The organism is Undibacterium sp. GW821-FHT11B02 (assembly GCF_058808955.1).
In genome coordinates this window covers 86,102-99,700 of the sequence record NZ_JBXASD010000011.1, presented here as the reverse complement: position 1 = coordinate 99,700, position 13,599 = coordinate 86,102, and the positions used below count along the sequence as shown (strand labels likewise).

The 13,599-nt window shown below is 50.6% G+C and carries 10 protein-coding genes; 5 read left to right on the top strand and 5 right to left on the bottom strand.

From position 1 onward, the window contains the following. Positions 1-14: 14 nt before the first annotated feature. From AC1RVX_RS22315 to AC1RVX_RS22305, 3 genes are all read right to left on the bottom strand, one after another. Positions 15-1,628 carry a ShlB/FhaC/HecB family hemolysin secretion/activation protein gene (locus tag AC1RVX_RS22315; RefSeq protein ID WP_493218776.1) on the bottom strand — a complete coding sequence of 538 codons (1,614 nt, stop codon included), beginning with the start codon at positions 1,626-1,628 and terminating at the stop codon, positions 15-17. Between the two features lie 329 nt (positions 1,629-1,957). Further along, a complete protein-coding gene (locus tag AC1RVX_RS22310; protein ID WP_493218775.1) occupies positions 1,958-2,554 on the bottom strand; it encodes a hypothetical protein in 597 nt (198 codons plus the stop codon). Between the two features lie 27 nt (positions 2,555-2,581). Continuing rightward, positions 2,582-2,944: a DUF6404 family protein gene (locus tag AC1RVX_RS22305; protein WP_493218774.1), complete on the bottom strand. Its 363-nt coding sequence runs from the start codon at positions 2,942-2,944 to the stop codon at positions 2,582-2,584. Positions 2,945-3,315: 371 nt separating this feature from the next. Here AC1RVX_RS22305 and AC1RVX_RS22300 point away from each other — a divergent pair, with 371 nt between their 5' ends. The 3 genes from AC1RVX_RS22300 (at position 3,316) to AC1RVX_RS22290 (ending at position 9,422) form a co-directional block, all read left to right on the top strand. After that, positions 3,316-4,470 carry an acyltransferase family protein gene (locus AC1RVX_RS22300; protein WP_493218773.1) on the top strand — a complete coding sequence of 385 codons (1,155 nt, stop codon included), beginning with the start codon at positions 3,316-3,318 and terminating at the stop codon, positions 4,468-4,470. Between the two features lie 153 nt (positions 4,471-4,623). After that, positions 4,624-6,180 (top strand): glycoside hydrolase family 10-like protein, encoded by a 1,557-nt coding sequence (locus AC1RVX_RS22295; RefSeq protein ID WP_493218772.1) that lies wholly within the window; start codon positions 4,624-4,626, stop codon positions 6,178-6,180. A gap of 401 nt (positions 6,181-6,581) precedes the next feature. Continuing rightward, on the top strand, positions 6,582-9,422 hold the full coding sequence (locus AC1RVX_RS22290) for a TonB-dependent receptor domain-containing protein (protein ID WP_493218771.1): 2,841 nt from the start codon (positions 6,582-6,584) through the stop codon (positions 9,420-9,422). 65 nt (positions 9,423-9,487) lie between these two features. On the opposite strand, the gene AC1RVX_RS22285 is transcribed toward AC1RVX_RS22290, so the two are convergent. Together AC1RVX_RS22285 and AC1RVX_RS22280 are read right to left on the bottom strand one after the other, a co-directional pair. Further along, entirely contained in the window at positions 9,488-10,828 is a 1,341-nt protein-coding gene (locus AC1RVX_RS22285) for a serpin family protein (protein WP_493218770.1), read from the bottom strand. Between the two features lie 122 nt (positions 10,829-10,950). Beyond that, positions 10,951-11,538 carry a L,D-transpeptidase family protein gene (locus tag AC1RVX_RS22280; RefSeq protein ID WP_493218769.1) on the bottom strand — a complete coding sequence of 196 codons (588 nt, stop codon included), beginning with the start codon at positions 11,536-11,538 and terminating at the stop codon, positions 10,951-10,953. 202 nt (positions 11,539-11,740) lie between these two features. Between AC1RVX_RS22280 and AC1RVX_RS22275 the strand changes: the two genes are divergently transcribed. Both AC1RVX_RS22275 and AC1RVX_RS22270 read left to right on the top strand, forming a co-directional pair. Next, positions 11,741-12,631 (top strand): N-acetylmuramic acid 6-phosphate etherase, encoded by an 891-nt coding sequence (locus AC1RVX_RS22275; RefSeq protein ID WP_493218768.1) that lies wholly within the window; start codon positions 11,741-11,743, stop codon positions 12,629-12,631. 60 nt (positions 12,632-12,691) lie between these two features. After that, a complete protein-coding gene (locus AC1RVX_RS22270) occupies positions 12,692-13,594 on the top strand; it encodes a LysR family transcriptional regulator (RefSeq protein ID WP_493218767.1) in 903 nt (300 codons plus the stop codon). Positions 13,595-13,599: the final 5 nt, after the last annotated feature.

Here is a 13,599-nt window from a genome sequence, read left to right as displayed (position 1 = left end):
TTCCTCACCAATCATTAATAGTTCACGCCAAGTCTGACATGCAGTCGCCGCGCATCTTTACTCAGTTCATCAGGTGTTTTTACGGATTTGCCATAATCCATTTGCAAGGACATGGCCCGAGACATCGCCAGCCTGATACCGATACCTATACTGGCAAGTGATGCCGAACTCTGTTCGCCTGGTAAAGCCTTGTTACGAGACAGATGCGCTGCGTCATAAAAACCCAGTAACTGACATTGTGTGAAACTGGCAGTAAAGCTGGTACAAAGATTAGGTGTATAAATCTCGGCACTGATCAGGGTTCCGTAATCGTTGGCCAGAGCACGCTCACTAAAACCGCGCACGCTGCTGGCACCACCAGCACCAAATTGTTCACCCGGCACCAGGCTATCCGGCGTATATTGGCCGCTCAGCATCAGTTTCAATTGCCATGCTGCTGGCAACACCCTGCTGAAACCCACACCATAGCGGACTATGGTGTAACCAGCAGTAGCGCCGCTGCGCACACGCTGAAAATCTTCAGTCTTGCCTTTTTCACCGCCAGGCAGATTATGCAACGCGGTCAGATAGGCGCTGGTTTCACCACCGGTCGAATTGAGCGTACCAGAATAAGTAAGACTGACCGGATGCACCGTCACATCACTACCCAGTTGAACACCAAGCAGGGAAACATTATTCTTGTAGGCCTTGTAATCAAAACCCAGGCTCAGGCGTGAATCAAAATCTTCATGGCGGCCCAGGCTATAGTTGTAACGCCCGCCAACCACCGAACCACGACCACTGACCGCCAGATCAAATATGCCAGCGGCTACCGAACCGGAATCGACATTTGAGTAACTGGCATACAGATCTACCGTATCCCCCAATTCATAAATCGGTAGATGGTACCCAACACCAAACACGCTGTACTGACTGGGCTTTTCAGTGGTAGTCGTGTATTGCAGGCTGAGCACATCATCACGCCCACTGATATTGGCATGCTGGAACAATAAACCCAGATGGTTTTTTCCAGTGTTACTGTCACCGGCATTGTCCAAATTTGCACCTATCGTCCAAGGTTTGCTGTCCACCACATTTAAGACAGCATTCACTTCGCCCTCATCGTTGGCAGTCTGGAATTGCAGATTGGTTTTCTTGGCCGGGTTTTCATTGGCCGCTTTCAGGCTTTCAGAAAGTTTTTTGACATTCGGTGTATCACCTTGACGCAATTGCGGCAAACTGCGACGCACATTGGCTTCATCAAAAAACTTGTTACCCTTGACGCTGACATTACCTATGCGTGCCTGCACCACGATAAACTTGACCACTCCCTGCTTCAGTTCCTGTTCTGGCAAAACTACCTGCACCAGACTATACCCTTTGTCACGGTAAGCTTTTTCCAGTGCCTCCAGTGCTCTTTGCACATCAGCGAAACTGCGGTTCTTGCCAGTAAAAGGAGCCAATAGTGTATTAATCGCCGCAGGCGTCAGTAAATTATTGCCCTTGACATCAAAACCGCTGATCTCAAAGCGACCAATGACGCTGTCCGTGTCTTGCGCAGCAAGCGGATAGCTTGCCCCCATGCCTATGGCAAATGCCAGGCAAACAGAAAGATGGTGTGTGAAATGCTTGTTCTTCAACGGTCTCATACTAAGATTTCCCAGTTACTGAGTCGTGCCATGTCAACAAGTTCTTGCAGTATGAAGAGCGATATTTCTCCTCATCTCATATAGATAATAACAATCGAAAAATACTGCGGTGTTACATCAAAAAGAAGCGCAAAAAAGAAGCAAAGTGTGTTCTGTGATCAGAACATGCGCAAAGAAATTTGCGACTTGAATACTTAGACGAAGTATCCTGCAATCCAATTCGGACTACAAGAGAAATGTTGCTATTTCTGACATCTCCTGTCGTGTCTGCAAATTGAACTTGATGTTTATGCGCCAGTTGTGCTAAAGCTCATAGGTACAGGCAAGTTTTATTGACTTGGTCTGCGTCCCTTGCCTTGTTGCCGATTTTCAACAATCTGTTCAAATTCATTTACATGCAAACGTAGGGTCAGTGGTAAAGATGGACAACAAACTGCATCTTTCGGCCCCATTTCCATACCACTGATGACCAACGCCTGCTGCTGGATTTGTGCTGTCTCAAAATCAAAGCTGCGCCACCCCCGCTCCCCCAGTTTGCGAACAGCGACCAGGCGATATGGGCGCGATTTTTTCCCGGCGATGTCCTGTGGCGGAATCTCTTCAAAAAAAGCGACATATTCGGCATGGTGATTACCACCGCCAAAACCTTCAAGATTAAACAATACCACCGCATCATTCTGGTGTTGATCGAACAGATGGCCAAAACGCAGCAACGCTGGTCGCCGTTCATAAGTTTCCGCCAGCCCATCACCAAACTGCAAAATCAGTCTGTCGATTTCTTGTTGCATGGCTGCCTTTTGTACCAATGTCGGGCCAATGCCAGGAGCAACCTGGGTTTCAGTTTTGTGCACCTGCGACCAAGCCGGCATGGCAAACATCGTTCCACAAACAAGCAGGAGACTGGCAGTCAATACGGGCAATTTCATTATCGGCTTACATCAGAAAAGGAGGTTTTAAGGCTGAAAATTTGCCCAAGAAGGCAGCTTGTATTTGCGTTTGCCATACGCGTAATAGCAAGCCAGTGCAAACCCAAATAAAATGCCAGCAATACCAGCCGACATCAGCATGGAAGTCAACGGTTTATCTATTTTGGACCAGACAAAAAAATACATCAGCAAGCCCCAGGCAATCGCATAAAAACCGCCTGTTACGGCAGCGTTTTGCCAGAATTGGGCAAAATGGGGTGGTGGTACATCCAGCCCCGCACGCCACATCAATCGCAAAATGGGAGGTTCGTAGTTACTACGCCACATACCAGTCTTGGCCAACAGGGCCAGTGCAGCCTCACGTTTATGCTGTTGTTCAGACTTGTTCATCGCCGTCTTTCGTGTCGATTTTACTTGTGTGCGGGCCTGTTCTGCTGGCCTGATTTTCGCTGCATTATAGCCACTGCCGTCAGGCGCGGGAAACAGAAATAATTTCTGGCATTAGCTACCACTCTGTTTTTCGCATAAAAATTGCCCATGAGAAAAAACAAAGCAGTACAATTTCTGTCACCCAAGGGTAAGGATAACCTTTGTCTATACGTGCCTAACAAAAAGTCAATCGCAGTAAACTGGTGTTAGTGAATATGATGATGACAATCCTTCAGAATTTGTTGGGTTGCTCTCAGGACTCCCCCAAGACGATTGAGATTTTTCAAGGGCGCGCAAGCGCCCTTTTTTTGCATTCAGCCATCTGGACCAGCATGTCAACGAATACATCAAGATTGTTGTCACTAGACGCATTTCGTGGTTTCACCATCGCCTGCATGTTCCTGGTGAATAATCCGGGTGACTGGGGCCATCTGTATCCGCCACTGGCCCATGCAGAATGGTCTGGCTGGACTTTTACTGACTGTATCTTCCCTTTCTTCCTGTTCATCGTCGGGGTTTCCCTGCACCTGTCAACCAGCAAGAAAATCCTGGCGGGCTATGCACAGGGCCTATTGTTGCGGCAATTGCTGAAACGCGCGTGCTGGATTTTCCTGATTGGCCTGATGCTCAATCTGTTCCCCAGTTTTGATTTTCACTCTGTGCGTATTCCTGGCGTATTGCAACGCATTGCCCTGTGTACCATGCTGGCAGCGCCACTGGTCATCTACTGTAACTGGCAACAGCAAAGCCTGTGGATATTTGCCCTGATGGGTCTGTATTCCACCATCATGCTGGGTATCAGCGTGCCTGACGTTGATGGCAACTGGGCCAGGGCTGCGCTGGAGCAGGGCAAAGATGTCGGTGCTTACCTGGATCGCTTACTGCTGAATGGGCATTTATGGCAACGTTCAAAAACCTGGGACCCTGAAGGTTTGCTAAGCAGTTTGCCAGCAGTCGGCAGCGTCATGCTGGGGGTGCTGACCGGGCGCTATCTGACATCCAATCTGGACCGCGCCGTCAAGACCGCCTGGTTATTCACTGCGGGGCTGGTCTGCCTGGGGCTTGGGCAGATACTGAACAGTTTGCTGATGCCCATCAATAAAAGCCTGTGGACACCCTCTTACAGCATCTTCATGACGGGTTGGGCCCTGATCGGCCTGGCCTGTTTTTACTGGCTGCTGGACGCAAATCCTTCAGCCAATCTCAAAGCCAGAGTGGCCAGGCTTTGTCACCCGCTGATCATGTATGGCATGAACGCCCTGTTTTTGTTCACTCTGTCAGGCTTGATCGCCAAGATGCTGGGATTTATCCACATCAATTCAGCCGATGGCAGCAATCCCAGTCTGCATGCAGTGCTATATGCACCTATCAAGGCTTTGCCGTTGTCAGCGGAGAATGCTTCGTTAATGTATGCTTTGCTGTTCAATCTGTTGATGTTGCAGTTTGCCTGGACAATGTGGAAGAAACGCTGGTTTGTGAAAGTGTAATGCAGTAGCATCTCAGGTCTTTCGCAGTTTTTGCATTTTTTTGGCGCATCGTCGCCTCCTTACGGCATCAGCATACGTATGTTTTCGTTTCAGAATTTTACCTTGACTACCTCTTTCCTTAAAAAGATCAGGCTTCCACTGTTAGCAGCAAGTATGGCGACCGTTATGGCTGCCACGCTAGTAGCCTGTAGCACCACAACAGTAAAACCAACTGCCACTGTCAAGGGTAATAAAACTGACCTGACTATCGTTCCTCAAAATGCTCCGGTTAATTTTCCGGTGATGCCACGTGAGGCACCGCCATTACCTCGTGAGTTCCGGGCGGTCTGGGTATCAACCGTGGCGAATATAGACTGGCCTTCCCGACGCGACCTGAATAGCGACAAACAAAAAGCAGAAGCCATCGCCATCCTCGACAATGCGGTGCAATTGAAACTCAATGCCATCGTCTTGCAGGTGCGCCCGGCTGCCGATGCTATTTATCCATCCAACATCGAACCCTGGTCAGAATTCCTGACCGGCGAACAGGGCAAGCCCCCGCAACCATATTACGACCCGCTGCAATTCTGGGTGGAACAGGCCCACGCCCGTGGATTGGAACTACATGCCTGGTTCAACCCCTATCGTGCCCGGACTGCACAATCCAGAAGCGTGATGGCCAGCAACCATATCAGCCGCATTGCTCCACAAGCCATCAAGACCTACGGCGACCTGCAATGGATGGACCCGGGTGAACCAGTCGCCATGCAGCAAACCCTGAACGTGATACTGGACGTCGTTCACCGCTATGACGTCGATGGCATCCACATTGATGATTATTTCTACCCTTACCCCATCAAGACAGCAAATGGCAATGAAGTGGATTTTCCGGATGACCCTTCATGGCTTGCCTATCTGCAATCCGGCGGGCGCATGGCACGGGCCGACTGGCGGCGTAGCAATGTGAATCACCTGGTAGAAACCGTCAACCTGCGCGTTCATCAGGAAAAACCCTGGGTCAAATTTGGTGTCAGCCCCTTTGGCATAGGTCGTCCGGACAGACTGCCTGCAGGCATCAGTGGCTTTAGCCAATACGATAAACTGTATGCAGATGTAGAACTGTGGCTGGCAAATGGCTGGCTGGATTACCTGGCCCCACAACTGTACTGGCCCATAGGCCAGGGGCCACAGGCCTTCAAGGTCTTGCATGATTACTGGCTGGAACAGAATGTCATGGGCCGCCATGTCTGGCCTGGCCTGTATACCAGCCGCATCGACAATAGCGACAAGTCCTGGATGGCAGATGAAATTCTGAACCAGGTGGACGCCACGCGCGAAAGAGGTGGAAATGGTCACGTGCATTTCAGCATGGCGGCATTGAACCAGAATCGCAAGGACATACGTAAGCGTCTGGCCACCGAGAAATACACATCCCAGGCATTGATACCGGCCAGCCCCTGGCTCGACAAGAAATTGCCAGGTAGCCCTGTGCTGGAATTAAGCGAGGACAGGAAGTCGCTGCAAGTATCCGTCCCTGACCCGGCAAATACCCGCCTGCTGGCAATCTGGAAACGTACTGGCCAGCAGTGGCTGTTCAGTGTCGTGCCAGCCCAGAGCACGCGGCTGGATTTATCAGATGATCCGCAATCCGGTGCCATCAAACAGATTACTGTATCGGCTGTCAGCCGTACTGGTCAGGAAAGCATGCGTTCCAGTTATAACCTGCCTTAAAGTCCACAGCAACCAAGCTTCTACCGGGCCTGGCCAACTCTGGCTGGGTCGGGGTGCAATCCCCTATCCGACTCTCTTGATTTTCCAGCACCTGACAAAAAACAGATATCAAAGTGTGGTTTTTAGATACGCCCTGTAAGTCGTGTCATGCACTTTTTTATAAGCATCGTCGCTCATGAACTGAGCAAAATCAGCGCTGTGCTTGGGGAGTCTGACGGACTACCCAAACCCCATATCTTTTGGTTATCGCCCGTCATGAAATTTTCATTTGTCACCAGCAACCACGAAACCCTAGTCTGGAATACATCAATAAATATTTATATCAATTCTGATCGTATTTCATCGGAATTGCCTTCAATTCAGCTTAAAAATCAATGTAGTTTGACCTCAAGGAGAGACCAGTGAAGTTAAAGACCATAGCCCGGTGCATAGCCCTGACAGGCATCTCAGCCGGCAGCAGCGGATGGGTGCTGGCGCAGGAAAAACCTGCAGAAGTGCCGCAAAGAATTGAAATTACCGGCAGTAGCATCAAGCGTATCGCGGTTGAAGGCGCAGTGCCAATCGAGATTATTACCCGCAAGCAACTTGAAGCAGCAGGTATCGTGACAGCCGAGCAGTTTATTGCCAACCTGAACATCAATGGTAACGGGTCTGACAATCTGGCCAGTAATGCCGATGTCACTTCTGGCGCGCAACGTGGCAATAATGGCGCCACGTCTGCCAACCTGCGTGGCCAAGGTGCTGATAGCACCCTGGTACTGCTGAACGGCAGACGCATCGCCACCCATGGCATGAAGGGTTCGGCAGTTGATTTGAACTCCATCCCTATGGCAGCGGTTGAAAGAATTGAAGTCCTGAAAGATGGCGCATCGGCAATTTACGGTACTGACGCCATCGGTGGTGTCATCAACTTCATCTTGCGCAAGAACTATAGTGGACTGGAAGCACAGGCGTTCACCGATGTGACACAACAAGGTGGCGGCAATATCAAGCGTGTTTCTGTCGTTGGTGGTTTTGGTGATCTCGAAAAAGATAATTACAACGTCCTGCTTACCGCAACCCATAGCGAAAACGATGCCCTGCGTGGCGACCAGCGCGATTTCGTCAATACTTTCCAGCCAAATCGCGGTTTGTCGGTAGACACCCGTGGCACGCCGAACGCCACCGTATTTGCCACCTCATTGGCCAACACCATACTCAGTAACAAGAGTAATAACGGCCCGGTCCTGCCTGGTACGACACAGGTGATGAGTGCCATCAATGTACTGAACCTGCCAGGTGGAGCAGGTTGTGGTGCTGTTGACGGCATGGCTGCCTATGACTACAAGTTATGGGACGTTGCCTCTTCCAAGTATGCCTGCGCCTGGGACACTGGCCGGGCCGCTGTGCTGCAACAGCCGGTAAAAAACGATAACTTTGTCGGACGTGCTACCTTCAAATTTGGCGATCATCAGCTATTTGCCGAAGCAGTCGGCTCGCAGGTAGAAGTCGCCAAGCGCTTCTCCCCCAATCAGGTTTCACCTGGAAGCAATTTCCCCGCATCATCGTTTTACCCCAGCACGGGTTCCGCCTATAACGATGTATTCAATGCCATTGTTGCTGTATTTCCCAGCATAGAAGCAAATCGTGGTGCCCCCATCGCTTACCGCTGGCGTTGTATGGAATGCGGCAACCGTGAAATCACTACAAAAACTGAAGCAGCCCGCCTGCAATTAGGTGCTGATGGTCAGATCGGTAAATGGGACTATCGCGTTGGTGTATCCCGCGCCTATAGCGAATCCGAATCCAAACTGGGCACAGGCTATAACTACACCGTTGCCCTGGCGAATGCATTGGGAACCGGAATCATCAATCCTTTCCTCAAACCAGGCGAAAAACAGTCACAAGCAGCAATTGACCTGATCAACAGCACTTCTGCTGCCGGTGTCACCCTATATGGCGGTAAAACCACGCTGACACAGGCAGATGCAGCTTTGTCAGGTGAAGTATGGCAATTACCAGCTGGTGCTGTCATGGCCGCTGTAGGTATGGATTTGCGTAAAGAAGAATATGCATTCAATGGCGACGCCCGTGTTTCCAACGCGCGCCCTGCCATTCTGAATGCACCATTTGATGATGCCAACGCGCTACCCAATGTCAGTCGTGATATCCGTGCAGTATACTTTGAGGTATTGGTGCCCGTACTGAAAACACTGGAAGTGACTGTCGCAGGCCGCCAGGATCACTATTCGGGTTTCGGTAGTACCTTCAACCCCAAAATCGCCATCCGTTATACGCCAACAGATAGCTTGTTATTCCGTGGGTCGTATAACACGGGCTTCCGCGCACCATCGTTTAACCAGTTGTTTAACGGCGTGACCGATTCACCTTATTCAGGCAAGGATCTGGTTGATCCAGCCACTTGCCCGTCACTGAAAGTCGACAGCACAAAACCTGGTTGCTCATCCATCACGCCAGATACCCTGACCGGTGGCAAGAGCAATCTGGGGCCAGAAACCGCCAAGCAAGGCACGATGGGGGTAGTCTGGGCACCAAGTACCAATTTCAGCGCGAATGCCGACATATGGGAAATCCGCAAGGAAAATACCATTACCTCCATCGACCTGACTACCATGTTGCAAAACTATGAACTGTTCAAAGCGCAGTTCATCCGTGACGGTAATGGCAATCTGACCTTCATCGATCAGCGTTGGGTGAATGCCGGTTCCAGCATCACCCGTGGTGTGGAAGTGGGTGCCAAGGCAAATGGTGCAATATTGAATGGCATCTGGACCGCAGGCCTTGATGGTTCTTATTTGCTGGAGAAAAAATCCCGCCCCATGGCTAACGCACCTTATGGTGCCAGCGAAGTCGGCAGATTCACGTTCACTGGCGATCTTGGCCTGAGATGGAAGCACACTGCCTTTGTCACCTATACCCAAGGTAACTGGACAGGAATGCTGACACAGATTTATCGTGCCGGTTATAAGGATCAGGTATTGCCGGGCGTGCAAAGTGGTCTGGTCACACCTTCGAACTACAATCCGGATGTCAAAGCCTATACCACCTACAACATGAGTCTGACGTATAGCGGCATCAAAAACCTGACACTGACAGCAGGCTTGAAGAACATCTTCAACACCGATCCACCATTTGCCATCACCTATGACAGCAATACCGGTGCAGGCAGTTCATGGGAACCACGCGTAGCAGATCCGCGCGGCCGTTCTTTCACCTTGCTGGCAAATTACAAGTTCAAGTAATTGCCTGGCAAATAAAAAATCCCCTTATGTCAAAAAACATCAGGGGATTTTTTACGCCTGCTTTTCTAATTGCCAGCTGGATTCATGAGCTTGCCAAAGAAGATGATCAAGCCCGTCTGGCGGTCACGTATCATGAATAAAAAAGGATGATCAAGTGTCACCTTGATGGGTATATCAACAGGAACACTGGTGATCCCGACCACCACACCGGTAGCCGCTGCAGCTTCAGTTCCCTTTTCATCGACGTTGATAAAGGCCTTGTGCACAATGGCCGATACAGATAAATCGCGATTACCCGTCATCCCGGAAAAATCGGCTTTGCTGGGATCAAAAGCGACGCTCATTCCAAGTTTGCCCAGCACATCTGTCAACGTTGCCGCAGAACTGAAATTGAATTTTGGCAGGCTCAGTGCCACATACTGTTCCTTCAGCGCAGTACTGATCTCGTTAACCGTGGTGCTATTCAGGCTTTGGACAAAACCGTCAAACTTGCCGGTATCCGGCATGATCAGCAGCATGCTCAACTTGTTATCCACATACGGCAACTCGACCGCCTGATAGGTCTTGCCATGTACATAAGGCAAGTGAATGTTTTGTGACATGAAAGGCAAGCTGAGTGTATTGCCCTTGCGGTCGATGAAATTCTGGTTACTGGTCTTTTCTGCGGTGAACGGCGTAGCCCAATCGGATTTAAACCAGATGGCATTCGTCAGCACTACCCGGGTATTTGATGAAACATCATTTGGTCCCAGCAAGTTCTTGATTTTCTGTTGGGTCTGTTGTTCCACCCAGCTATTGATGCTGAGACGGGATGCCTCAGGTGCTTTTATGAAATCCAGCAAATTTACTGCTGCCCCAAAATTAACGCTAAGCGCATCCAGGTAAGCTGACTGCAAGCTGTAACCCTGTTGCGCCCACAATGCATTGGCAATATTCAGGTTCGGTAATTGTGCACTTGTATTGCCGACGGCACTAGTCTTTGCAGCCAATTGTAAATCCAGCCGGTTCAATGCCGGAAATAAGCGATTTTGCGGCAGCTGGAAAGCCAGGGCTTGCGCCATCCCGGTCAAGGTTTCTCCCTTCGCACCGGCAGAAGTCATCGCCAGCGCCTGGGTAATGCTATAAGGAGAAAACACCAGATTACTATCGCCACTAGCGTCCAGCAGAGGCAAGGCTTTCAACGCAAATTCAGTATTCCCTGCAACGACAGCAGCGATATCGGCATCGCTGGCAACGGGAGCCGGATTTCTTGCCAGACTGGATTTGGCAGTATTGACAGCCTGTGGATTACTGGTGGCCTGTGTGGTGGACACTGTCGTGCCACTACCACCACAAGCAGCCAGACAGAAGAAAGCGGCAAGACTGAAACAAGAGATCAGGCCAGGATGGCTTTTTTTTGCATGCATTGTTTTTCTCCGTGATCAATACACGGCGATCATACACAGATCAAAAAAACAAGTCAGCCAGAAAATGTATGCAATTTGTCATCAAATTGTAAGGTCAAACGATGCGCCTGCTTATGGCACGATTACGGCATGCTTGCAACAAAGTCTGTCTCTATGACTTCGACCTGTGCACCAGCACCAACACGCTTATATAACTCGGCGATGTCGACTGAGCGCATGCGTATGCAGCCAAAACTGGCGGGCGTTCCCAACAGGCTTTCTTGCGGTGTGCCATGAATATAGATAAAGCGGGGATAGGCATTGCGATTTCGCTCTTCCAGCCCGCGCAGCCAGAAGATGCGTGTGACGACGGGGTCGCGGCCAGGCGCATCGGCGGCCACAATCTCACCGGTTGGCTTGCGGTCTTTGAAAACGCTACCCAAAGGTACGCCATCCCCAATTTTCTCAGCCACCTCCATGCGACCACCCGGGGTCATGTAACTGTCAGGCAAGTCACCTACGCCACGTTTGGCCGTAGATATTAAATAGCTGGCGATTTCCTTGCCATCTTCCAACACATGCATTCTTTGTTCAGGCACAGAAATGATCAACTGATGTCGCGTATCGGCTGGGTGAAACCAGATTGACTGGCAGCCAGCCAAAAGCAGCGCTGACATCAACGTCAGAATCATGACCAGGGTGACGAAATCTTGACGACGAAGTGTAAGCATTTCTCATCTCTCCATGAATAGAAACTGAGCATAAACTGAACAAAAGCTGCCAGCAAATAATTCTTCTACTTCAATGCATTACTTGAAGTTATAGACCAACCATGAGCTTTCATTTGTGCACTTTGTTCCTAACCTATAAGTTATGGGAATGAGTGCATACTTGCATGTTGCATGCTAGTGTCAAAGCACAAGAAAGAACATCATGCTGAATACTGAAACTCCCAGCAGTAACCATACCGATCTGGACCTGTATCCCACCGAAGAATTGTTGCATGTCCTGATCGACGACCAGTTCAATGCCATACGGGCCGTCCGCCAGGCAGCTGCCCGTATTGCCACCGCAGTGGATGCGGCTGCCCCGCGCATACTGGCCGGTGGCCGGCTGGTGTATGTGGGTGCAGGCACTTCCGGTCGCCTGGGTGTGCTGGACGGTGTGGAATTGTTGCCCACCTTCTCCTGGCCAAACGAGCGTGCGCTGTCTCTGCTGGCTGGTGGCAAACAAGCCATGTTTATGGCAGTTGAAGGGGCAGAAGATGATGCAGAACAGGGGGCCAGCGAAATTCGCGAACTGGCACTGACCGTAAATGACGTGGTATTACTGATTGCAGCGTCTGGTGGCACTCCGTATGTACTGGGCGCATTGCAGGCTGCACGTGCCACCGGTGCACTGACCATCAGTTTTGCAAACAATCCGGATGCACCAATCACCAGTGCAGCCGACATCGGCATCACTCTCGATACCGGCAATGAGGTTATCTCAGGCAGTACCAGGCTAAAGGCAGGTACCTCGCAAAAGGTGGCACTCAACAGTTTTTCTACTGCGTTGATGGTGAGATTGCACAAGGTATATGGCAATCTGATGGTGGATGTCAAACCGACCAATGTCAAACTATTGCGACGCACAGTCAGCCTGACCATGCATGCGACTGGCCGTGACGAAGCCTTTTGTCGTCGCGTGCTGGAAGAATGTGACTTTCATGTGAAGATAGCCATTCTTGCCATTTTGAGCAATATCAGCGTCGCGACCGCCAGCATCAGATTGGCAGAATGCGGAGACGATTTGCGGCGCGCCTTGCTGGTACTGCAAAAGTAAGCACAGCAACGCTGGCAACGCGTTACAATTTAGTTCGTCTTTTGTCACACAGGTTGAATCATGCGACTGCGCCACATAGAAGTTTTCCACGCCATCATGCAAGCAGGCACGATCAGTGGCGCTGCACAACTGCTGAATATTTCACAACCGGCAGCGACCAAGGTCTTGCAGCATTGCGAAATTCAACTGGGCTTAAAGCTGTTTGAACGCATCAAGGGTAAATTGCATCCAACACCGGAAGCACACAAACTGTTCACCGAAGTGGACCGTCTGAACCGTGATCTGCAATCAGTACGACGGCTGGCCAGTAATCTGAAAAACCACCCTGACGAAGCGGTGCGCCTGGCATCAACGCCAACCTTATCGATTACCGTTGTGCCTGCGGCACTGGCGGCATGGCGCAAGAAATTTGCCAATGTTCACTGCACATTGGCGACCCACCATACCAGCGAAATCGTCAACGCCCTTTTGCTGGGTGACGTAGACTTTGCCCTGTCCCTGTATGACCCCTGCCACCCGAATATTGCATCTGAACCGCTGATACGTGGCTGCATGACCGCCATTGCCCCCATAGGCACCTGGTCCAGGCAACTCGACAACACTGCCTTGCCAGTCAGTGACTTGCCAAAGAACCTGATCGCGCTGGATTTGGATGATCACCTGGTCAGCCGTGTCATGGATGCCTGCGAAGAACAGGGTCTGAGTTTCACATCCTACACGGTAGTGCAGACCTATCTGCTGGCAAGGACTTTGGTGGAACTGGGCGCCGGTGCTGCAGTCATTGACCCATTCACTGCAGCGACATCGGATCACAGCAAAGTACAGTGTCGCCCATTGTCGCCAAATGTGCCGGTGGATTTATATTTGCTGACAGTGAAATCCACCCCGCTGTCACGTTCTGCACGTGCTTTTGTGGAATCCATTAAAGAGGCGGGCGCGGAATTTATTGCCCGCACCTCTTAGTTTTT